This window comes from Paraburkholderia sp. BR13439 (assembly GCF_040948805.1).
In the GTDB taxonomy this organism is placed as follows: Bacteria; Pseudomonadota; Gammaproteobacteria; order Burkholderiales; family Burkholderiaceae; genus Paraburkholderia; species Paraburkholderia youngii.
In genome coordinates this window covers 347,122-367,820 of sequence record NZ_JBFPKN010000004.1, presented here as the reverse complement: position 1 = coordinate 367,820, position 20,699 = coordinate 347,122, and the positions used below count along the sequence as shown (strand labels likewise).

Annotated in this window: 20 protein-coding genes and 1 pseudogene; 7 read left to right on the top strand and 14 right to left on the bottom strand. The window is 63.9% G+C overall.

Annotated elements, in window-relative coordinates; translation table 11 throughout:
• Positions 1 to 57: 57 nt before the first annotated feature.
• The 3 genes from AB3X96_RS10960 to AB3X96_RS10950 all read left to right on the top strand — a co-directional run bounded on the left by AB3X96_RS10960 (position 58) and on the right by AB3X96_RS10950 (position 2,437).
• Positions 58 to 1,026, top strand: a complete 969-nt coding sequence (locus AB3X96_RS10960; protein ID WP_368589720.1) for a zinc-binding alcohol dehydrogenase family protein — start codon at positions 58 to 60, stop codon at positions 1,024 to 1,026.
• A gap of 150 nt (positions 1,027 to 1,176) precedes the next feature.
• Positions 1,177 to 1,764 carry a DUF4337 domain-containing protein gene (locus tag AB3X96_RS10955; protein ID WP_176106995.1) on the top strand — a complete coding sequence of 196 codons (588 nt, stop codon included), beginning with the start codon at positions 1,177 to 1,179 and terminating at the stop codon, positions 1,762 to 1,764.
• A 55-nt stretch (positions 1,765 to 1,819) separates the two neighbouring features.
• The gene (locus AB3X96_RS10950) at positions 1,820 to 2,437 is read left to right on the top strand and encodes a LysE family translocator (protein ID WP_368589719.1); all 618 of its coding nucleotides are present in this window, start codon (positions 1,820 to 1,822) and stop codon (positions 2,435 to 2,437) included.
• Positions 2,438 to 2,462: 25 nt separating this feature from the next.
• Here the strand turns inward: AB3X96_RS10950 and AB3X96_RS10945 are convergent, their stop codons facing one another.
• The 5 genes from AB3X96_RS10945 to AB3X96_RS10925 all read right to left on the bottom strand — a co-directional run bounded on the left by AB3X96_RS10945 (position 2,463) and on the right by AB3X96_RS10925 (position 6,508).
• Positions 2,463 to 3,737: an RNA polymerase sigma factor gene (locus tag AB3X96_RS10945; RefSeq protein ID WP_368589718.1), complete on the bottom strand. Its 1,275-nt coding sequence runs from the start codon at positions 3,735 to 3,737 to the stop codon at positions 2,463 to 2,465.
• A gap of 16 nt (positions 3,738 to 3,753) precedes the next feature.
• A complete protein-coding gene (locus tag AB3X96_RS10940) occupies positions 3,754 to 4,167 on the bottom strand; it encodes a YciI family protein (RefSeq protein WP_176106998.1) in 414 nt (137 codons plus the stop codon).
• Between the two features lie 179 nt (positions 4,168 to 4,346).
• Positions 4,347 to 4,700, bottom strand: a complete 354-nt coding sequence (locus AB3X96_RS10935; RefSeq protein WP_176106999.1) for a YciI family protein — start codon at positions 4,698 to 4,700, stop codon at positions 4,347 to 4,349.
• A 323-nt stretch (positions 4,701 to 5,023) separates the two neighbouring features.
• The gene (locus AB3X96_RS10930; protein WP_368589717.1) at positions 5,024 to 5,497 is read right to left on the bottom strand and encodes a hypothetical protein; all 474 of its coding nucleotides are present in this window, start codon (positions 5,495 to 5,497) and stop codon (positions 5,024 to 5,026) included.
• 738 nt (positions 5,498 to 6,235) lie between these two features.
• Positions 6,236 to 6,508: a DUF1488 domain-containing protein gene (locus AB3X96_RS10925; protein ID WP_368589716.1), complete on the bottom strand. Its 273-nt coding sequence runs from the start codon at positions 6,506 to 6,508 to the stop codon at positions 6,236 to 6,238.
• A 345-nt stretch (positions 6,509 to 6,853) separates the two neighbouring features.
• On the opposite strand from AB3X96_RS10925, the gene AB3X96_RS10920 reads away from it, so the two are divergent.
• Positions 6,854 to 7,339, top strand: a complete 486-nt coding sequence (locus tag AB3X96_RS10920; protein ID WP_368589715.1) for an N-acetyltransferase family protein — start codon at positions 6,854 to 6,856, stop codon at positions 7,337 to 7,339.
• A gap of 48 nt (positions 7,340 to 7,387) precedes the next feature.
• Positions 7,388 to 7,738: a DOPA 4,5-dioxygenase family protein gene (locus tag AB3X96_RS10915; RefSeq protein ID WP_368589817.1), complete on the top strand. Its 351-nt coding sequence runs from the start codon at positions 7,388 to 7,390 to the stop codon at positions 7,736 to 7,738.
• A gap of 26 nt (positions 7,739 to 7,764) precedes the next feature.
• On the opposite strand, the gene AB3X96_RS10910 is transcribed toward AB3X96_RS10915, so the two are convergent.
• From AB3X96_RS10910 to AB3X96_RS10890, 5 genes and pseudogenes are all read right to left on the bottom strand, one after another.
• Positions 7,765 to 8,079, bottom strand: coding sequence for a high-potential iron-sulfur protein (locus AB3X96_RS10910; RefSeq protein ID WP_176107002.1), 315 nt, complete (start codon positions 8,077 to 8,079; stop codon positions 7,765 to 7,767).
• Positions 8,080 to 8,115: 36 nt separating this feature from the next.
• Positions 8,116 to 8,805: pseudogene (locus tag AB3X96_RS10905) on the bottom strand (nitroreductase).
• Between the two features lie 110 nt (positions 8,806 to 8,915).
• Positions 8,916 to 9,638, bottom strand: coding sequence for a PepSY-associated TM helix domain-containing protein (locus tag AB3X96_RS10900; RefSeq protein WP_368589714.1), 723 nt, complete (start codon positions 9,636 to 9,638; stop codon positions 8,916 to 8,918).
• Complete coding sequence (locus AB3X96_RS10895) at positions 9,635 to 10,318, bottom strand: Fe2+-dependent dioxygenase (RefSeq protein ID WP_368589713.1); 684 nt, start codon at positions 10,316 to 10,318, stop codon at positions 9,635 to 9,637. The genes AB3X96_RS10900 and AB3X96_RS10895 overlap by 4 nt, the downstream gene beginning before the upstream one ends.
• A 79-nt stretch (positions 10,319 to 10,397) precedes the next feature.
• The gene (locus AB3X96_RS10890) at positions 10,398 to 12,602 is read right to left on the bottom strand and encodes a TonB-dependent receptor (protein ID WP_368589712.1); all 2,205 of its coding nucleotides are present in this window, start codon (positions 12,600 to 12,602) and stop codon (positions 10,398 to 10,400) included.
• Between the two features lie 479 nt (positions 12,603 to 13,081).
• Here AB3X96_RS10890 and AB3X96_RS10885 point away from each other — a divergent pair, with 479 nt between their 5' ends.
• The gene (locus tag AB3X96_RS10885; RefSeq protein ID WP_368589711.1) at positions 13,082 to 14,077 is read left to right on the top strand and encodes an aldo/keto reductase; all 996 of its coding nucleotides are present in this window, start codon (positions 13,082 to 13,084) and stop codon (positions 14,075 to 14,077) included.
• 47 nt (positions 14,078 to 14,124) lie between these two features.
• Here the strand turns inward: AB3X96_RS10885 and AB3X96_RS10880 are convergent, their stop codons facing one another.
• Entirely contained in the window at positions 14,125 to 14,706 is a 582-nt protein-coding gene (locus AB3X96_RS10880) for a YbhB/YbcL family Raf kinase inhibitor-like protein (RefSeq protein ID WP_368589710.1), read from the bottom strand.
• 142 nt (positions 14,707 to 14,848) lie between these two features.
• On the opposite strand from AB3X96_RS10880, the gene AB3X96_RS10875 reads away from it, so the two are divergent.
• The gene (locus tag AB3X96_RS10875; RefSeq protein WP_368589816.1) at positions 14,849 to 15,271 is read left to right on the top strand and encodes a type VI secretion system amidase immunity protein Tai4; all 423 of its coding nucleotides are present in this window, start codon (positions 14,849 to 14,851) and stop codon (positions 15,269 to 15,271) included.
• 7 nt (positions 15,272 to 15,278) lie between these two features.
• On the opposite strand, the gene AB3X96_RS10870 is transcribed toward AB3X96_RS10875, so the two are convergent.
• The 3 genes from AB3X96_RS10870 to AB3X96_RS10860 all read right to left on the bottom strand — a co-directional run bounded on the left by AB3X96_RS10870 (position 15,279) and on the right by AB3X96_RS10860 (position 20,669).
• A complete protein-coding gene (locus AB3X96_RS10870; protein WP_368589709.1) occupies positions 15,279 to 16,103 on the bottom strand; it encodes an ROK family protein in 825 nt (274 codons plus the stop codon).
• Between the two features lie 64 nt (positions 16,104 to 16,167).
• The gene (gene zwf, locus AB3X96_RS10865; RefSeq protein ID WP_368589708.1) at positions 16,168 to 17,787 is read right to left on the bottom strand and encodes a glucose-6-phosphate dehydrogenase; all 1,620 of its coding nucleotides are present in this window, start codon (positions 17,785 to 17,787) and stop codon (positions 16,168 to 16,170) included.
• Between the two features lie 110 nt (positions 17,788 to 17,897).
• Complete coding sequence (locus tag AB3X96_RS10860) at positions 17,898 to 20,669, bottom strand: glucosidase (RefSeq protein WP_368589707.1); 2,772 nt, start codon at positions 20,667 to 20,669, stop codon at positions 17,898 to 17,900.
• Positions 20,670 to 20,699 lie beyond the last annotated feature (30 nt).

The following is a 20,699-nucleotide window of genomic DNA, read 5'->3' as shown; positions in this document are numbered from 1 at the left end:
TAGACTACGGAGCATTCGCTGCGCAACGCGGCGCAAGACCAACCGGAGCCACGCACGATGAAAGCGATCCAGTTCAAATCTTTCGGCAACCCCGAAGTGCTCGAATACGTGGATCTGCCGACGCCGCAGGCCGACGCGGAGCATGCGGTCGTGCGGGTCATGGCGGCCTCGGTCAATCCGAGCGACGTGAAGAACGTGGCCGGCCGTTTCGAACATACGGTGCTGCCGCGCATACCGGGACGCGACTTCAGCGGCGTGGTGGTGGATGGCCCGGCCGCGTGGCGTGACGCCGAAGTGTGGGGCACCGGCGGCGACATCGGCTTCACGCGCGACGGCACGCACGCCGAGTACCTCGGCATTCCGGTCGCGGCGCTGTCACGCAAGCCCGTTGCGCTCAGCCATGTCGAGGCGGCGGCAATCGGCGTGAACTTCGTGGTCGCGTGGCTCGGCACCGTCGAATACGCAAGGTTGCAGGCCGGCGAGACCGTCGCGGTGCTCGGCGCGGGCGGCGGTGTCGGCGGCGCGGTCGCGCAGATCGCGAAGGCACGCGGCGCGCGCGTGATCGCCGTCGATCGCCGGCCGCTCGATCCGGCCACGCCCGCGGGCCGCCTGATCGACGCCTACGTGCCGTTCGACGAACACGCGGCCGAACGTGTGCGCGAGCTGACCGGCGGCGCAGGCGCGGAAGTCGTCTACGACACGGTAGGCGGTGTCGCGTTCGAGACCGCGCTGAGTCTCGCGAAGCGGCGCGGCCGCGTGCTCGAAATCAGCGCGACCGGCAAGCGCCGGGTCGAGTTCGATCTGATCGATTTCTATCACAACGAGACGCAATTGCTCGGTGTCGACAGCGCGAAGCTCGGCGTGGCGCAATCGGCGCCGCTGATGACGTCGCTCGTCGAGGGCTTCGACAGCGGCAAGCTGAGCGGCCCGGCGATCGCACAGGAATTTCCGCTCGCCCGCGCGCGCGAAGCCTACGAGGCGGTCGCCGCCGGCACGCGCGGGCGCGTCGTGATTCTTATGCAATAACCAACCTCCGACACAGGTCTTTGCAACCCGCTGGCGGCGACACTGCATTGAAGCCGCGGCCTCAGGCCGCCCGCAACACGCTAAGATTGAGGCCGCCGGGCGCCCGCGCCGCCCGGCGAGAACGACAAAAGCATTGCCTCGGAGAATCTGATGTCTGATGAATATGAAGTGCACGGTCCGCACGACCACGCCGTCGAACACGCCGGCCACGCCGGGCATCACGACGCCGATCCGTTCGCGAGCCGGATGGCCGTGATGACCGCGATCCTCGCGACGATCGGCGCGCTGTGCGCGTACCAGAGCGGCAACGCCGAAAACCTCGCGCTGTTCTTCAAGAACGAAGCCGCGATCAAGAAGACCGAAGCGTCGAACCAGTGGAGCTACTACCAGGCGAAGGGCGAGAAGGAGAACCTCGCCGAACTCGGCGCGGCGCTGTCGGCGCCCAATACCGACGCGCACGCGAAATTCGTCGCCGACGTCGAGAAATACAAACAGCAGAAGGAGCCGATCCGCGCGAACGCCGAAGCCATCGAAAAACAGGTCGTCGCCGCCGACACGCGCAGCGAAACGCTGCTGCACGGCCATCATCGCTGGGCTCAGGCGACGCTGCTGATTCAGGTCGCGATTGCGCTGTGCGCGATCACGCTGCTCACGCGCAAGAACTGGCTGCGCAATGTGTCGTACCTCGTCGCGGGAGCAGGCGTTCTGACCGCGGGCGCGGCGTTTTTCGGGCTATGAGCGAGGTGCATCGGTTGCCCTCTTTGAGCTGGAGCTTTTCAACAGGGAGTGTGTCGTGATCGATGGGTCCGCCGTGGTCGGCGTGTTTTCCGTGTATGTCGCGGGCGTCGTGAGTCCGGGCCCGAACTTCGTCGCGGTCGCGCATAAGGCCGCTTCGGCGACGCGCATCGAAGCGCTCGCGATGGTCGCCGGCATCGTGCTCGTCAATCTGTTCTGGGCAAGTTGCGCGATTCTCGGCGTCGGCATCGTGTTCGCGGCGTTCCCGTGGCTTGCGCTCGTGGTGAGGATCGTGGGCGCCTGTTATCTGCTGTGGTTCGGCGGGCGGCTGATCTTCAATGCGTCGGCGGCAAGGCAGGCGGTGCTCGTCAAAGCACCGGCGGGTGGCTTCAGGCAGGCGTTCGCGCAGGGTTTCGCGACCAACATCGCGAATCCGAAGTCGATGGCGTTTTTTGCCGCGGTGTTTTCGTCGGCGGCGCCCGCGCACGTAAGTACCGGCACGTTTGCCGCGATGCTCGGCATGGTGTTCGTCGTCGCGAGCAGCTGGTACGGGTTCGTCGCGCTGGCGTTGTCGCATGCGCGGATCGCGTCGGTGTATCGGCGCGGCAAGATGTGGGTCGATCGCGTGTGCGGCGGGTTGATCGTTGCGTTGGGAGTGCGGCAGTTGATTCGTTGAGGCGGCACTCGGAGGTGCCCAAAACTCAATGCGCAAGCCCGCGCGCACGCTCCAGCAACAGCTCGCGCTCGCGCGTATTGCGCGTCATCGCCGCGGCGCGCTCGAACTCAGCGCGCGCTTCGTCGATGCGTCCGAGCTTGACCAGCAGATCGCCACGCACGCTCGGCAGCCAGTGATAATTCTCGAGCGCTGAACCAGCGGCGAGCGCATCGACGATCTCGAGTCCGGCCGCCGGCCCGAACGCCATCCCCACCGCGACCGCGCGATTCAACTCCACGACCGGCGATGGCGCGACCTGCGCCAACGCATCGTAGAGCGCGACGATCTGCGCCCAGTCGGTGTCCTCGGCGCGGCGTGCCCGCGCATGACACGCGGCGAGCGCCGCCTGCAACGCATACGGCCCGCTTGCGCCGCCGAGTGCATGCGCGCTGTCCAACGCCGCGAGGCCGCGGCGAATCAGCAGCGGGTCCCAGCGGCTGCGATCCTGATCGAGCAACAGCACCGGCCGCCCCTGCGCATCGGTGCGCGCATGCGTGCGCGACGCCTGGATCTCCATTAGCGCAACCAGACCGTGGACCTCGCTTTCGTCGGCGACGAGTCCGCTCAACACGCGCCCGAGCCGCAGCGCCTCCTCGCATAGCGCCGGGCGCATCCAGTCGTCGCCGGCAGTGGCCGAATACCCTTCGTTGAAAATCAGGTAGATCACCTGCAGCACCGACGCGAGCCGCGCCGCGCGCGCGTCCGCCTGCGGCACCTCGAACGGCACGCGCGCCGCCGACAGCGTGCGCTTTGCGCGCACGATCCGCTGCGCGATGGCCGGCTCCGGCACGAGAAACGCGCGCGCGATTTCGTCGGTGGTAAGGCCGCCGAGCAGGCGCAGCGTCAGCGCGACGCGCGCATCGGTCGACAGCACCGGATGGCACGCGGTGAAGATGAGCCGCAGCAGATCGTCGCCGATGTCGTCGGCGCGCGCGGCATCGAGCGCATCGACGAAATCGGGCACCACGTGCGCCTCGATCGCGTCGAGATCGTGGCCGAGCTCCTCGCGCTTGCGCGCATGCAGCGCTTCCTGGCGCAGGCGATCGAGCGCGCGGTTTTTCGCGGCCGTCATCAGCCAGGCTCCGGGGTTGTCGGGCACGCCCGCGTTCGGCCAATGCTCGAGCGCGGCCACCAGCGCGTCCTGCGCGAGTTCCTCGGCGAGCCCCACGTCGCGCACGATCCGCGCGACGTGAGCGATGACCTTCGCGGATTCGATCCGCCAGACAGCGTCGATCGCACGATGGGTGGCCTGTATCGTCACGGCGTCAGCCTTCACCTCAGCGGTGATCTTCTTCGAGCTTGCGAAAGCGCTCGACTTCCGGCCCCGGCTCGAAGTCGTCGATCTCGAACAGCTGCCGCACTTCGATTTCGCCATCGGCGTGCTCACCGAACGGGGCCGGGAAACGCCGCGCCCATTCCATCGCCTCGTCGCGCGAGCGCACCTGGATCAACGTGTAGCCAGCAATCAGCTCTTTGGTCTCTGCAAACGGTCCGTCCACGACACTCCGTTTGCCGCCGCTATAGCGCACGCGCCAGCCTTTCGAGCTCGGCTGCAGGCCGGTTGCGTCGAGCAGGACACCGGCCTTCGAGAGTTCTTCGTGGTAGGCGCCCATCGCGGCGATCAGCGACGGTTCGGGCATCTCGCCGGCTTCGCTCGCGGCCGTGGCTTTTACGATGATCATGAATCGCATGTCGTTGCTCCTTGTTGTTAGTGGTTCGTGGTGAGTGGATTCGCGTGAATCGCTTGAAGAGGCCATTCCGGGCAAGCCCCTTGCTCACACGACGCGCGATGCAAGGTCAGATCGACACCCGCGGCGGTCCCGGCATCCCAGGGAAAACACGAAGCGGATGACGTGAGAGCCACCCGTGGCTAGATGAAGCACGGGCCGAGCTTGCGGACCTCGACCGTGCACCACGCCGCCGCCGGACAGGTTTGCGCGATCGCCACGGCCTCTTCGCGGCTGTCGCAGTTCAGCAGAAAGAAGCCGCCGATCATCTCCTTCGCCTCGGCGAACGGCCCGTCGACGAGCTTCGACTGGCCATTGCGGACCTGCACGCGCACGGCGTCCTTCTGCGAAGTCAGCGATTCGACCGCGAGCAGCTTGCCGCGCGCTTTCAGGTTCTCGGAGAACCGCACCATCTGGTCATAGAGGTCGCGACCGGCGGCTTCGCCGCGCTCCTCGCGTTGGTCCGTGGGTTCGACGATCAGCAGCATGTAGGACATGGGGTGTCTCCGACAGGGCTCGGTTGTATGCGCGGGTCGGCATCGCAACGACGTCAGCGACGCCTGGCCTCGGCGGCATAACAGGTAGGCAGGTAGACAGATAGATAGGTGGCAATCAGGCGCAGCCAGTCTAGCAAGCGGGAACCTCAGCGGCAAACGCGCCCGGCGGGACTTCTACGGACACTCGTAACGAGCCGCGCGCGCATCAGCCGGCCGCGCGCGACACGTCGATGCCGCATTCAAGTATTCTCCGGAATCAATTTACGTCCGCGCCGAATGTGAAAAGCGCCCCTATGTGGGGCGTTTTGCATGTTGCGGGACGCTCAAACTGGCGCTTCCGCCAGCGCTCTCAGCCGTGCGGAGCGCATCAGACCTTCGATCATTTTCGCTTCCGCGCTCACCAGCTCGCTCAGCGACGCGGCCGACAGCTGTCCGTCGAAGATCGCGAGCGCCGTGCACAGACGTGCGTAGTCGTCGTCTTCGAGCGACCAGCGGCCGGTCTTGCGCTCGCGCATGTCGAGCCGCACCATCGCCGCATGCGCGCTTTCGATGTCCGCGAGCGCGTCGGCGCCCAGTCCGGCGCGGGTCAGTTCCTGCGACACCAGCAGATGCCGGCTCAGCGTAGTGTGCAGCATGCGTGCGCCGTGGCCGCGGCGGAAGGCATCGAGCGCGGCGTAGGCCTGCAACAGCATGGTCTGCGTGACCGGCGCGTGCGCGGTGCGGCTCTGCGTCAGGGAACGCAACAACGGGGACATGGCCGTGCGGCCGGGCTTGCGAACTCGCGATTTGCTGGACATCGATTCAACCTCCTTCTTTCGGCAGCGCGCCCGGACTTCGGCACGCGACGGCGGCAAACGCCGCGCTCGAACGTCCGACGCATTTCGCGCCCGACAGTTCACGCTCTGCGACGTGCCGGTTCTTCGACGTATCGAAGAACACACTGTCCCCATATCGGTTCGAAGCCGCCGGAGACAAGCAGCGCGTTTCGTTGCGACGAAAAAAAGCCCTGTTCCGCGAGGGAACAGGGCTGACAGGATGGAACAGTGGAGCAGGCGCGTGGAGTGCCTGCAAACCTATAACCACCTAACCTGCAAAGCTATTGCTTACGTGTACTGCAACGGCAATTTCTACCGCTCGACAGCAAGTTTCGAACTGTCGATTCAATTCACTTCCAAATACCACTGCATGTGGGCCGGTCCTCGTTATTTCCTACTGCTGGCCGCTACCCCATTTGCTTCGCGCGCGTGTTCGATGCATTGCGCGCTTTGTATTGCGTCAACTGCGACTGCGAACTGCGAACTGCGAACTGCGAACTGCGAACTGCGAACTGCGAACTGCAGACTACTTCATCAACGGTACGGTTCAAATCCGACACGAGGGGAAGTCGCATCGATGGAGTTCGGTGATTTGTCGCTCCATGGAAAAGAGTGTAGGCGCGCACCCGCGAATGCAATTGCGCGAAGCGAGGGACATTGGCGGCTTAATTTGGCGAATCGATGTAACAACGGGCTTTTCGGCCCGCCGCGCCACGCACGTCAACCGCGTGTAGAGAAATCGTCGATCGTTAGCAAGACCTTCTCACCGGGACGCGCGAGCATTTTTCGTTCGGCGATCGCGGTAATGCGTTGGCGCCCATCCGCGAACGTCTTCAGAATGCGCGCCTCACCCGCGCCGCGTTGCAACCAGAAGTGCTGTTCGAGCGCCTCGCGCGTGACCGCGCATTCAAGGTCTCGTCCCCGCGACGAAAGCTGGAAAATCACCGCCCGTCCATCTGCCGAGACGCTGGGTACCGCCTCGATCATCGTCATAGCACACCTCGCAACGTTGATTACGACGTTCGCCGTATGACGCGAACGTCCCCGGAAAATCATCTGACGCTCGCCGCATCGCGAGGCGCGTTTTGTCTGTTCGTACGGTGGTGCGGATAGCGCGGCCGCGATGGAGCCAGACGCTAGAGCAAAGCGCATGCCATCCAACGCCGATAGCGTCACAGGCACTCGCGGCACCGGCAACGATAACCGCATCGCAAAGTGGGAAGACCGCAACCTGGCCGCGTGGTAAAAAAGCGCAGCGGACGCGACAATCGACGAAAATTCTTACTCGCGCTTCGCACGATCATCGCGTGCCCGATCGCGCGCTACCACCTTGCCGACATGACCGCCCCACTGCCCGACCAACGATCCGGGTTGACCTTGCGCCCCGCGCAACCCGACGACGAACCCTTCCTGCTCGAACTGCGCAAGGCGACGATGACCGAACACCTGGCGCGCGCCGGCGAGCCGACCGACGAAGACGCCCATCGCGCGCGACTGCGGCATCGCTACGACGCCGCGCAGGTGATCTGCATCGGCGGCGCGCCCGCGGGCCTGTTGAAGGCGCATCGCAACGACGACGAATGGTTCGTCGCGCAGTTGCAGATCGCGCCGGCGCTACAAGGCCGCGGTATCGGCGAGCAGGTGCTGCGCACGATCCTGCGCGCCGCCGCGGCCGAAGCGCTGCCGGTCAGCTTGCAGGTGCTCAAGGGCAATCCCGCCAAACGGCTGTACGATCGTCTTGGCTTCGCGATCGTCGGCGAGGATCAGACACAGTTTCACATGCGCGTTGCAGCGCGCGCGCCGGCGGAAAACGAAGCAGAATGAATGTCGGATAAAGACTGATATGGAACGAGCCTGGCAATGAACTCTGATATGAACTTTCGCGATGCTTCAGCAATACAAAGCTGGCACGCGCACATTTATTTCGACGCGGCGAGCCGCGACGCCGCGTGGGCGTTTCGCGAGCAGATCGACGCGCATTGGGGCGACAAACTGCAGATCGGGCGCTTCCATGAACGGCCGGTCGGCCCGCATCCGATGTGGTCGTATCAGCTCGCGTTCGCGCACCAACAGTTCGCCGACGTGGTCAGCTGGCTCACGCTCAATCACGGCGCGCTTGATGTCTTTCTGCATCCGAATACCGGCGACGCGCTGCGCGATCATCGCGACGCCGCCGTGTGGATCGGGCACTCGCACGAGCTGGCGTTGAAAGCACTGCTGTAGCAGCCGCGAACGATGCAGCGGCGCGCTTACATATTCGTGTACGCGCTGCACCAGCCGCGCGACGCGACCTGTTTGGCGCCGAACAGCGTGCAGCCGCCGTACGCATCCGACGCCTTGCCCTGGAACAGCGAGCAGTTCGCGCACGATTGCCCGGCCGCGAAGTTCGGGAATTTGGCCTTGTCGACCTTCGACGCATCTTCGGTGTAGCCGACCTTCTGCGCCTGCGGATCGCTCTCGCTCAGCGCATTGGGAACGGTCGCGGCGAACGCGACGCGAGACAGCGCGAGCGACGAGCCGACGCCCGCGCTGACCAGCAGGAAATGGCGGCGCGATGTTTTCATTTTCGTTTGCCTCTGGGTGGGGACTGAGGTCTGCGGTCAATCGAGAAAGCGCGTGAAGCGCTCGACCGGCTCGCGCTCGGGGCGCAGCGTATTGACCAGCGCGTTGGGATCGGCGAAGCCGAGCGACATGCCGCACACGAACTGCTCGTTCTAAGGCAGGCCGAGATGTTCGGCAATCAGCCGATGAAACTGCATGAACGCGGCCTGCGGACAGGTGTCGAGGCCGCGTCCGCGCGCGGCGGTCATGATCGCCTGCAGGAACATGCCGTAGTCGAGCCAGCTGCCGCGCTGGAGGCTGCGATCGATCGTGAACAGCAGGCCGACGGGTGCGTCGAAGAAACGGAAGTTGCGCGAGTGCTGTTCGTGCATGCGCGCCTTGTCGCCCTTCTCGATGCCGAGCAGGCCGTACATATCCCAGCCGATCTTGCGGCGCCGGTCGATGTACGGCGACTGCCATTGGCGCGGGTAGTACGCGTACTCCTCCTGGTACAGCTGGTCGCGCTGCGGATCGTCGTAGGCCGCGAGCAGATCGCGCGACAGACGCGCGAGCGATTCGCCCATCAGCACGTATACCTTCCACGGCTGCGTGTTGGTGCCCGACGGCGCGTAGCTGGCGGCTTCGAGAATGGCTTCGATGTCGGCGCGCTGCACCGGTGTAGGCAGAAAGGCGCGCACCGCGCGTCGCGTGGTCAGCGCGGTGTCGACGGGGTTCGCGGGAGAGGTCATCGGCGAATGGCGGCAGAGCCAGCGAAGTAGGTCTGCGACGATTCTAGCGCGTACCGCTCCAAGCCTGCCCGCCAGCGCGCAGGCTTCGTCCAGGGCGTTGTGCTGCGCCCTTACATCGTCCCCAACGCCAACGCCGCCGCAATCGAACCCGCCACGAGCACGAGCCCCACCGTCTTACGCTTGTTCAACTCGGTCCACAACAGCACGCCCGTCAGCGATAGCAGGATCAGACTGCCCGCGAGCGTATCGATCAGCAGCACCCAGCCGATGCTCAAGCCCACGCCCTTGTGCATGTTCGTCAGCATCGCGAGAACGGTGTTCGCGCTGCGCTTGACCGTCACGGTGTTATTGCCCACCCAGTATTCGGCCGAGGTGTTTTCTTTCGGCGACGCGAAATTTAGCTGCCAGTGCTCGGGCTGCACGACGCTGCGATCGCCCCATGCCACCGCATGCGCGGGTTCTTTCTGCACACGCCCCGGATTGCCGGCGATCTTCAGCTCCTGCTTGAGCCACTTCGCGAGTTCGCGCGGGGCTTCCGGTACCGGATGCGGCAGCGGCACCTGCATCACCGAGACCTGCGGCTCGCCGGTCGACACGCGCAGCGGACCGCCGCGATGGTTCAGGAAGAAGCCCGTCGTGCCGAACAGCAGACCGAGCGCCGCGCCCCACAATCCAACCCAGCCATGCACGTTGCGCAGCCACTTGATGAAAGTCGCGCGGCGCGAGCGCTGCTGGCGCGCCTTCAGTTCATCGCCATCGAGCCGACGCGGTTCGTGCGCGCCATGTTGGCCGGCCGCCGGCGGTTGCATGTCGAGGGTGTCCGATTCGCTCACGTTTCACTCCAGGTACGCAGCAGATTGTGATAACAACCGACGAGGCTGCGTCGCGCAGCCTCGTCGGCATGGGTTGCATTGAGCCGTTGAATCGCGGTGTCCATGTCGAACAGCAGCGCGCGATGCGTGTCGCTGCGCACGAGACTCTGCACCCAGAAGAAGCTCGCCACGCGCGCGCCGCGCGTGACGGGCGTCACCCGATGCAGACTCGTCGCCGGATAAACGATCATGTCGCCGGCCGGCAGCTTTACCTGCTGCACGCCGTAGGTGTCTTCGATCACGAGTTCGCCGCCGTCGTATTCGTCTGGCGCGCTGAGAAACAGCGTCACCGACACGTCGGTGCGCAGCTTCACGCCGTTCGGCAGCACGCGCACCGCGCCGTCGACGTGGCTGCCGAACTGCATGCCGCCCTCGTAGCGGTTGAACAGCGGCGGATACACCTGGTTCGGCAGCACCGCGCTGATGAACAGTGGATTGCGCTCGATCGCCGCGACAATCACGTCGCCGAGTTCGCGCGCGATCGCAGAGTGCTCGGCGATCTGCTGATTGCGCTTGACCGGCGCGCCCTGATAGCCCGCGGTCGCGCGGCCATCGACCCACGCGTCGCCGGCTCGATCGAGCCGCTCGCGCACGAAGCGCAATTGCCCGGCGTCCAGTACCTTCGGAATGTGCAGCAGCATAGTGTGTCCTTCGAGTCGGCTTGCCGTTTGCAAAGCGGCAAGCCTAACGGATGCGCTCAGTGCGTCGCAAAAGCGGCCATCAGAAGCGGTAATCGAACGTCGCGAGCAACGTGCGGCCGATGCCCGGCACCGAACGTCCGCCGTCCGACGGAATCAACGCGTCGTAGTAGTACTTGTTGGTCAGGTTCAGCAGGTTCAGGCGCACGTCGTACTTCTTCGCGTGATAGGCCGCGGTCGCGTCCCAACGCGTGTAGCCCGGCACCTTCACGAAGTTCGTGTTCGATGCATAACGCGACGACATATAGATCGGACCGCCGCCGATTTCCCAGTGCGGCGTGATCGCGCACGTGGTCCAGAACGTCAGCGTGTTGCGCGGCGTGTTCGCCGGCGTGTGGCCCTGCGTGCCGTCGGCCGCTTTCAGGATCTTCGCGTCCATGTACGTGTAGCCGCCGAAAATCTGCCACTTGTCGGTGATGTGCCCGGTCACGCTCGCCTGGAAGCCGTCGACGCGAATGTCGCCGGCCAGCTCGTATTCGGTCGGCGAGACCTGGGTACGCGCGTTGTCCTTCTCCTCGCGGAACAATGCCGAGGTCAGCGAGATGTTGCCGCCGAACAGATCCCACTTGCCGCCGACTTCATACGACTTCGTCGATTCCGGTGCGAGGTTCTGCGTGAGGTTCGTGACCGTCAGGTTTTCGAGCGACGGGTTGAACGACGTGCCGTACGACACGTAGTACGACTGCCAGTCGGTCGGCTGATAGATGAGGCCCGTGCGCACGCTCGTGAAGTAGTTGGTCTGGCTCGCGAAAGCCGGCGCGCTGACGGTGTTGTGGATCTCGGCCGAGAAGCGATCCCAGCGCAGACCGCCGATCAGCTTCCAGTGCGGCGTCAGCGTGATCGTGTCGTTCAGGTAGGCGGCGATTTCGTTCGCGCTCGAATCGGCGTAGTTGCCGACCGTCGTCGTCACGTTCGACGGCGTGCCGATGATCGGCGGATTGAGCATCGGCACGATCGGCAGGTTGTTGCGCGTGTATGCCTGGTTCGTATAGCTGTCGTGGCCTACTTCGACACCGGCAATCACGTCGTGCCTGACCGGCCCGGTGTCGAATTTGTATTCGACCATCGTGTCGTTGTAGATCGCGTGATTCTGGATCACGCGGTCATGGCTCTGCAGCTTGATGAACAGGGCCGACGGCGGCAGCGTCGTGAAGTTGCCGTTGCTCAGCGCAGTGCTCGACGACAGCGGCCCGGTCAGCACCGCTTGCGGCGCGGTTTCGCGCGCGTCGGTCATCGAGTGCGAGATCTGCGTCTGGTTCGTCAGCGTCAGGTCGTCGGAGAACTTGTGCTTGATCGCCCCGGTGAAGATCTGCACGTTCTGGATCGTGCGGTCGCTGGTCAAACCGTAGAACGTGTTTTTCGGCACCGGCGACGGGCGGCCGTTCAGCGCCTGGATGCCGTAGTCGGGCATGTCGTTGTTGCGCTGGATCAGCGCCGACAGCGTGATCTCGGTAGGCGTGCCGATACCGAAGCGCAGCTCCGGCGCGACGCCGAAATCCTTGTTCTTCATCACGTCGCGCGTCGAGCCGAGGCTCTGGCCGAACGCGTTCAGGCGGATCGCCGAGGTGTCGGTGAGCTTGTGGTTCACGTCGACGGTGGAGCGGTAGCGGTCGTTGGTGCCGATCATGCCGGAGACTTCCGCCGAGTCCGTCAGGTTCGCCTTCTTGCTGACCTGATTGATCACGCCGCCCGTCGAGCCGCGGCCGAACAGCATCGACGACGGACCATATAGCACCTCTAGCGCTTCGAGGTCGAACGTGTCGCGGTAGTACTGGTTGCGGTCGCGAAAGCCGTCCAGATAGATGTCGTTCTGCGCGGTGAATCCGCGCAGGTTGATGTTGTTGCCGATCTGGCCGCCCTCGGCCGCGCCGATCGTCACGCCGGGTGCGTTGCGCAGCGCGTCCGTAAACGACGTCGCGCCCTGCGAAGCGAGCAGGTCGCGATTGATCACGGTGACGGTCTGCGGAATGTCGCGCAGCGCGGTCGGGGTCTTCGCACCGACGCTCGCGCGCTCGGCCTGGAAGTCCTGCTGAACGGTCTGAGCCTGCACGCCGATGGTCGGCAGCGTCTGCGCGGCGGCGGGTGCGTTGTTCTGTGCGTTGGTTTGTGCGTTCTGCGGCGCGCTGGAGGCGGCCGGTTGCGACGCGCTTTGCGCGAGCGCAGGCGTCGCATAAGGAATGGCAAAAGCGAGCGCCAGCGCTGTCGCCAGCGGCGTGTGATTGAGCATGGAAATCCCGTCAGAAATGCGCTTTGTCGAATTCGCATCAATGACGTCGAATTCATGACAAAAGCGCAAATGGCTGGCTGCCGCTCTCCGTTGTGTGAGATGGAGATGACGGGATGGCTGGCTGGTTTAAATGAGAATCGCTATCATTTCATACGCACAAGAAGGCATCAATCGCGGCGTACATTACTTCGCGTAATGGTTTTGTTTCTGTTTTTTACTTTTCGAAAGCAATACGTAAACTTAAGGGTTCTACTTGCGCAGATTCATTACTATTTGTAATTCGTTGCTTGCAAAAGGCTTATGAGTGACGTACTCAGAGCGAATTCAACCTTACGCGCTTTCTTTCATTTAAATAACATTCCACCGCGGCGGTCGCGCACATCGAATCGCGAATCCGTTTATCCTTTTTACAACACCGCATACAACATGAAAGTCCCACCCTTCCGGCAAATGCTTTCGTCCCCTCTGGAGTCGACTCTATGCAATATCGCCAACTCGGCCGCACCGGCCTGACCGTTTCGCGCCTGTGTCTCGGCACCATGACTTTCGGCCTGCAAACCGAAGAAGCCGCATCGCACCGCATCCTCGACACGGCCGCGGACGCCGGCGTCAATTTCATCGATACCGCGAACGTCTACCCGCTCGGCGCCGGCGAAGACCTGTCCGGACGCACCGAGGAAATCGTCGGACGCTGGTTGAAGGGCAAGCGCGAGCGCTTCATCGTCGCGACCAAGGCGGTCGGCAAGATGGGGCCCGCCGCGTGGGATCAGGGCGCGTCGCGCAAACATCTGCTCGATGCGATCGACGCGTCCTTGCAGCGCCTCGGCACCGACTACGTCGACCTGTACCAGCTCCATTCCGACGACCCGAAAACCCCGCTCGACGAGACGCTCGAAGCACTCGATACGATCGTGCGCTCCGGCAAGGCGCGCTATATCGGCGTATCGAACTTTCTTGCGTACCGGCTCGCGCGAGCTTTGGGACGCGCGGACGTACTGCGCGTCGCGCGCTTCGTGTCGGTCCAGCCGCGCTACAACCTGCTGTTTCGCCAGATCGAGCGCGAGCTGCTGCCGCTGGCCGCCGAGGAGCAGCTAGCCGTGATGCCGTATAACCCGCTCGCGGGCGGACTGCTGACGGGCAAGCATCGGCTCGATGCGACGCCCACCGAGGGGCGCTTCACTGAAAGCGTCGGCAAGGCTGGCGCGATGTATCAACAGCGCTACTGGCACGAGCGCGAATTCGACACGATCGAAAGACTGAAGGCGATCGCCGCGCCGACCGGCGAATCGTTGGCGAAGGTATCGCTTGCGTGGGTGCTCGCGAATCCGCTGATCACGTCGGCGATCATTGGTGCGAGTCGCGCCGAGCAGTTGAGCGATACGCTCTCGGCGGCCGAGTTCACGCTCGACGACGCAATCAAGACTCAGCTCGATGACGCGAGCGTGCAGTATCGATGGGGGGATGCGGCGCGCTAAGCGCCCTTCTGCAGATCAAGCGCGGCCCGGCGTTCGCCCGCGCGACTTCATCGTCCGTAGCGCAGCACGGTGCTCGTCGCGGCGAGCACGTGATCCTTGATCGCGGCGAGGAACGCATCGCGCGTCAAGCCGGCCGGCAATGCGTCGGGCGGCAGATCAAGCGCATAGACCTGCGCGACGTAGTGATGCGGCACATCGCCGACTGCCGGACACGGGCCGTAATAGCCGGGGCCGCCGGTGCGATTCGTGCCGGCGACGCTGCCCGCCGGCGCGGCTTCGCCCTCGGCGAGTCCGGTGGTACCCGGTGCGATGCCGTACACGATCCAGTGCACGACGCCGAGGCCTTTCGCGCCGTCGGGATCGAAGATCGTCACCGCGAAACTCTTTGCGCCGGCCGGCGCGTTATGCCATTGCAATGCGGGCGACACGTTGCCGCCGCCGCAGTTGTTCGCGCTCGCCGCATGGCTCGCGTTGAGCGTGCCGCCATCAGCCAGTCCCGGTGACGACACTGCGAAGGACGGTGCTGCGAAGGACGGTGCCGCGTAGGCATGTGCGCTCGCGTAAGCGAGCAGCGCGCACGCGACAGCGGAGAGGAGGTGCCGCGCGAGGGCCGAGTGGATGCGACTCATGGGGCGTCTCCATTGAGAGTTTATGCATCAACTATAGCGAGAATGTTGTTTTGAGATGGAAGAGGCGGCATATTGCGCACGGAGCGAACTTCTGGAGTTTGCCGTGAAGAAGGTTTGGGTGTGCATCGTAACTGCTTCTGCCATCATCTTCGGTGTGTCTGCTTGCTATGCGAAAGCCGATCAAGTCGCGACTCCACAAGCTGGAGCACGCACTCATGCACAGAATTACAGAGACATGGTTCTGGCTACTTGTATCGCGAACGCCTACAAAAACGACAAAGATGCTGCTATCGATGCCGGAAGCAGCGTCAGTGCATTGCGAGACTGGACTTACTATGACCTGGAGAAGGCTCCAGACGCGATCAAAACCTTGGTGGACAATTATTTGGCTCGAGATTATCAAAACCCGCTGGTCGAATCGGAAACTGAAGGTATCCGATTCGACTTCCTGAAGTGCCTGGACCTGTATCACAGTAAGGAATTGGACGAACAGGTAAAGCGCTTGGTCGTCAACCCCAAGCGCACCTACAGGCAAGATAATCCGTTGCCGGCAAGACCGAAGTAACTTCCCCTCACTTCGGCTTAAACCGCCCCGTCTTCTCCGTCGCCTCCGGATACTGCCGCGTCTCGCGCACCGACAGCGGATGCCACAATTTCGCGCCGCCCTCGATCCCCGCGTCGTTCGATACGGTCGCCACGTTCGCCGGCAGCTTGAACTTGATGCGCGCCGCGTTGCCGCCGCCGATCCACAGCTTGTCGTAATTGACCAGTGACTCGAGAATGCCGATCACCTTCTCGACGCGCCGGCTCCAACGCTTGTTGCCGACCTGCTCGCGCGCGGCCTCGCCGATGTATTCGTCGTACGCGACACCCTTCTTGCTGACCGGATGATGCGCGAGCTCCAGATGCGGCATCAGCTCGCCATCGCGAAACATCGCAGTGCCGGCGCCGGTGCCGAGCGTCAGCACGAATTCGAGGCCGTGGCCTTCGATTGCCGCGAAGCCCTGCATCTCGGCGTCGTTGATCATTCGCACCGGCAAACCGCCCAGGCGCCGCGCGAGCGAATCCGCGAGCGCAATGTCGTGCCAGCCTTCGATGCCGAAATGCGGCGCGGTCAGAATGCGGTTATTACGCACGACACCCGGAAAGCCGATCGAGATACAAGCGGGCTGCACCTGCTCGATGAGCGGAGCTACGAGTTGCGCGAGCGCGTCAACCAGTTGATCCGGCGTGCACGGATGCGGCGTCGCAACGCGCACGCGCTCGGTTTTCATCTGCCCGTTGGCGTCGATGATCGCGGCCTTCAGGCCGGTGCCGCCGACGTCGATCGCGAGGATGTGCTCGCTGCCGCTTTTCGGCGCGTTCCGTTTCACTGCTTTCTTGTTGCGTGTTGGCACGATGTCTCCCGATTGTGGTGAGGCGGTTGTGATGCGCGAACTGCGGGTTCATTCAAAGGTGCCGCTACGTCTTGCCACCGGGCGCTTTCTGCTGCAACGGCCGCCACGCGTGGCCATCGCGCGCGAGCAGCGCGTCGGCTTCGGCCGGCCCGTCGCTGCCTGCCGCATAACCGTGCACGGGCAGAACACCGCCGTTCTTCGGATGCAGCACGTCGTCGACCGCACACCAGGCCGTCTCGATGCCATCGGCGCGCTGGAACAACGTCGCGTCGCCTAGCATGCAGTCGTATAGCAGCGTCTCGTATCCGACGTTCGCGCGCTCGTCGAAGAAGTCGCCATAGTTGAATGACGACTGCACCGCACCGATCTGCATCACCGGGCCCGGCGCCTTCACGTTGAAATCGAAACTCGAGCCGTGCTCGGGATCGATGCGCAACGTCAGCACGTTCGGCGTCAATGCGTTGACCGGCGTGTCGCGGAACAGGCGGAACGGCACCGGCTTCAACTGCACCGAAATTTCGGTGCGGCGCACTGAGAGCCGCTTGCCGGTACGCAGATAGAACGGCACGCCGGCCCAGCGCCAGTTCTCGACGAACACGCGCGCCGCCGCGTAGGTTTCGGTCGTGCTGCCGGGCGCGACGTCGGGCTCCTCGCGATAGCCCACACCGGCGGACCCTTTTTCATACTGGCCGAACACGACGTCGTCGGGCTTGAGCGGCTGGATTGCGTCGAACAGCTCGACCTTCTTGTCGCGGACGGCTTCGGCGTCGAACGAATTCGGCGGCTCCATCGCCACGATGCCGAGCAGCTGAAACAGATGGTTCGGCACCATGTCGCGAAACGCGCCGGTCTGCTCGTAGAATCTGCCGCGCCCTTCGACGCCGATCGTTTCCGCCGCCGTAATCTGCACGCAGTCGATGTACTCGCGCCGCCAGACCGGCTCGAACATCGCATTCGCGAAGCGCACCGCGAGAATGCTCTGCACGGTGTCCTTGCCGAGAAAATGATCGATGCGGTACACCTGCGACTCCCGCGCATACGACAGGATGTGCGCGTTCAGATCGCGCGCCGATGCGAGATCGGCGCCGAACGGCTTCTCGATCACGAGACGCCGAAAGCCGCCGTTCGCGCCGTCGCCTTCCTTCAGCAGGCCGGTTTTGCCGAGCCGCTCGGCGATCGGTTTGAAAAAGCGCGCGCCGACCGCGAGGTAAAAAATCACGTTGCCGACTTTCGACTGATCGAGCTTCTGTTTCAGCTTCGCGAACGTGTCGTCGGATTCGAACTCGCCCGCGATGTATTCGAGGCGCTGCGCGACCCAGCTCCACGCGTTGTCGTCGAGCTTGCCGGCGTGGAAGGTGCTGGCTTTGTCGGCGGCGAATTTCTGCAGCGACGTATGCAGTTCGTCGCACCATTCGCGCGTTTCGCGCTCACCGTGATTGACGCCGATGATCTTCATGCTGTCATCGAGCAGGCCATCGACTGAGAGGTTGTACAGCGCCGGCATCAACAGACGTTTGGTCAGATCGCCCCCCGCGCCGAAGATCACGAGCGTGCACGGCGGCGCGGGCTTCTTGCCGGCCGGCGACGACAGCGTGTCGTATCGGTTCGAAATGAGCTTGCAGCTCAAGGCGGGCGTTGCGTTGGGTTGATCGGAAGAGGCGGAAGAGTTCGGTGTAGTCGACATGAGATTCACCTGGAACTTGGAAAGCCGAGAGAACGAACGTGGCGATACATGAAAGACCACGCGCGCTGCCGCACAGTTCAATCGCCTTCGCGCGCGAGCGCGCGGCGTGCTTACTTCGTCGTCGCGGCCGCGAGCGACGGTACCGGTTCTTTCACCGGAATCGGCGCGGGCGCCGGCTCCGGTTCCCCCGCCAGCGGCACGTTGCCCGATGCCGCCATCGCGCGCGGCTGCAACAGCAACGCGACGAGCCCGGTCCAGCCGGTCTGATGCGAAGCCCCGACGCCACGACCGTTGTCACCATGAAAATACTCGTGGAACAGGATCAGATCCTGCGAACGCGGGTCCGCCTGCAACAGCGGATACGCGCCCATCACCGGCCGCTCGCCGTTCTTGTCCTTCAGGAACAGCGTGGTCGCGCGGCGCGCGAGTTCGTCGCCGATTTCGCTCAACGAGAACTTTTGGCCCGACCCGGTCGGATACTCGACGCGGAATTCATCGCCGTAGTAACGATGAAACTCGTACAGCGATTCGATCAGCAGATAGTTGACCGGCATCCACACCGGCCCGCGCCAGTTCGAATTGCCGCCGAACACACGGGTATCGGATTCGGCCGGCAGATACTTCACACAGAAGCTGTTGCCGTTGTGTTCGAACACGAACGGATGGTCGCGATGGCAACGCGACAACGCGCGCACGCCGTGATCGGAAAGAAATTCGCTTTCGTCGAGCGCGCGCCGTAGCAGCGCCTTCATCCGATGCCCGCGCAGCAGCGACAGCAGCAGCGCGTTGCCCTTGCCGGGCTCGTTCCAGCGCGACACCAGCTTCGCGAGATCGGGCCGATGCTCGAGAAACCATACGAGGCGCTCGCGCAAGCCCGGCAAGCCGCCATGCAAACGCTCTTCGAGCACATGCACGGCGAACAGCGGTATCAATCCGACGATCGAGCGAACGCGCATCGGCATGTTGCTGCCGTCGGGCAAGCGCAGCTTGTCGTAGAAGAATTCGTCCGCGCTGTCCCACAGGCCCGTGTCGCAGCCGTCGTCGCAACTGACCGCTTCCGCGATGTACAGGAAGTGCTCGAAGAACTTCACGCCGATATCGACGAACACGTGATTCGCGTAGGCGAGTTCGAGCGCGATACGCATCAGGTCGAGCGCATACGCGGCCATCCACGCGGTGCCGTCGGCCTGGTCGATGTGGCCGCCGGTCGGCAGCGGCGACGAGCGGTCGAAGATGCCGACGTTGTCGAGACCGAGAAAACCGCCCTGAAAAATATTGTGGCCGTCGGCGTCCTTGCGGTTCACCCACCACGAGAAATTCAGCAGCAGCTTGTGAAACACGAGTTCCAGAAAATCACGGTCCGCCTTGCCGGTCAGCGCGCGATCGATCTCGTACACGCGCCATGCGGCCCACGCATGGACAGGCGGGTTCGCGTCACTGAGCGCCCATTCGTAAGCGGGCAACTGACCGTTCGGGTGCTGATAGCGGTCCTTAACGAGCAGCAGCAACTGCTTCTTCGCGAACGCCGGATCGATCAGCGCGAACGCGGCCGCGTGAAACGCGAGGTCCCACGACGCGTACCACGGGTACTCCCACTTGTCCGGCATCGACACGATGTCCGCATTGCACAGATGTCGCCAGTCCCTGTTGCGGCCCTGCTTGCGCGCGGCGGGCGGGCTCGGCTGCAGCGGGTCGCCGTCGAGCCAGCGTTGCACGTCGTACTGGTAGTACTGCTTCGACCACAGCATGCCGGCGAGCGCCTGACGTTGCACGAGGCGCGCATCGGGGTCGGTGATCTCGTGCTGCAATGCGCCATAGAATTCGTCGGCCTCGGCGAGGCGGCGCGCGATCAACGCGTCGGCATCGAATGGCGCTTCGTCGCTCGCCGCTTGCGGGTGCCAGCGCAGATACACGACCGCGCTTCCATGCGGCCCGAGTTCCAGCGGTGCATGTGCGGCGGCCTTGGTACCCGCGTCGCGACGGATCGCGTTCGCGTCGCCGTGCACGAGGTAATCGTTGAAGCCGTCCTTGAACGGGCCCGCGCCGTCCATGCCGAACAGCCGCTTCACGTTGGTGTCGTTCTCGCAGAACAGCCACGCGAGTTGCGGTGCGTCCTTCGACCACGCGGTCACGACGATCGGCTCATGCACATGATGATGGCCAAGCAGACGCACCGCGCCGTCGTGGTCGGTGCCGGCGACGAGCTTCGGCTTGTCCTTGTTCTCCTTCCACGACCACGAGTTGCGCGCCCAGATCTGCGGCAGCACATCGAGCGACGCCGCCTCGTCCGCGCGATTTTCGATCGTCACGCGCATCACGATGTCGTCGGGCGTGTGCTTCGCGTATTCGACCTGCACGTCGAAATAGCCCAGATCGTCGAACACGCCGGTATCGAGTACTTCGTACTCCGGCATGTCGCCGCCGCGGCGCGCGTTTTCGTCGATCAGGTTCTGGTACGGATAAGCCGCATGCGGGTACTTGTACAGCATGCGCATGTAGGAGTGCGTGGGCGTGCCGTCCAGATAGAAGTACAGTTCCTTCACGTCCTCACCGTGATTGCCCTGCGCGTTGGTCAGGCCGAACAGGCGCTCCTTGATGATCGGGTCCTTGCGGTTCCACAGCGCGAGCGATACGCACCAGCTGAGCCGGTCGTCGCCGAACCCGGCGATGCCGTCTTCGCCCCAACGGTAGGCGCGGCTGCGCGCATGGTCGTGCGGAAACGAGTCCCAGGCGGTGCCGTTCGCGCTATAGTCCTCGCGCACCGTGCCCCACTGGCGCTCGCTCAGATACGGCCCCCAGCGCTGCCAGTGGCCGCATTCGGGCGAATGCAGCCGGGAACCTTCGATCGTGGCAAGCAGATTGGCAGCGCGCAGCGGTGGCATGAGAACGTCCTTGCAACAAGCCTGGCGGTA

Coding starts and splice junctions, on each gene's coding strand:
- AB3X96_RS10940 (WP_176106998.1), bottom strand. CDS start 4,167: ATGCGATTCATGATCATCGTAAAAGCCACGGCCGCGAGCGAAGCCGGC.
- AB3X96_RS10960 (WP_368589720.1), top strand. CDS start 58: ATGAAAGCGATCCAGTTCAAATCTTTCGGCAACCCCGAAGTGCTCGAA.
- AB3X96_RS10930 (WP_368589717.1), bottom strand. CDS start 5,497: ATGTCCAGCAAATCGCGAGTTCGCAAGCCCGGCCGCACGGCCATGTCC.
- AB3X96_RS10920 (WP_368589715.1), top strand. CDS start 6,854: ATGACCGCCCCACTGCCCGACCAACGATCCGGGTTGACCTTGCGCCCC.
- AB3X96_RS10895 (WP_368589713.1), bottom strand. CDS start 10,318: ATGCTGCTGCACATTCCGAAGGTACTGGACGCCGGGCAATTGCGCTTC.
- AB3X96_RS10955 (WP_176106995.1), top strand. CDS start 1,177: ATGTCTGATGAATATGAAGTGCACGGTCCGCACGACCACGCCGTCGAA.
- AB3X96_RS10915 (WP_368589817.1), top strand. CDS start 7,388: ATGAACTTTCGCGATGCTTCAGCAATACAAAGCTGGCACGCGCACATT.
- AB3X96_RS10885 (WP_368589711.1), top strand. CDS start 13,082: ATGCAATATCGCCAACTCGGCCGCACCGGCCTGACCGTTTCGCGCCTG.
- AB3X96_RS10910 (WP_176107002.1), bottom strand. CDS start 8,079: ATGAAAACATCGCGCCGCCATTTCCTGCTGGTCAGCGCGGGCGTCGGC.
- AB3X96_RS10935 (WP_176106999.1), bottom strand. CDS start 4,700: ATGTCCTACATGCTGCTGATCGTCGAACCCACGGACCAACGCGAGGAG.
- AB3X96_RS10925 (WP_368589716.1), bottom strand. CDS start 6,508: ATGACGATGATCGAGGCGGTACCCAGCGTCTCGGCAGATGGACGGGCG.
- AB3X96_RS10880 (WP_368589710.1), bottom strand. CDS start 14,706: ATGAGTCGCATCCACTCGGCCCTCGCGCGGCACCTCCTCTCCGCTGTC.
- AB3X96_RS10890 (WP_368589712.1), bottom strand. CDS start 12,602: ATGCTCAATCACACGCCGCTGGCGACAGCGCTGGCGCTCGCTTTTGCC.
- zwf (WP_368589708.1), bottom strand. CDS start 17,787: ATGTCGACTACACCGAACTCTTCCGCCTCTTCCGATCAACCCAACGCA.
- AB3X96_RS10860 (WP_368589707.1), bottom strand. CDS start 20,669: ATGCCACCGCTGCGCGCTGCCAATCTGCTTGCCACGATCGAAGGTTCC.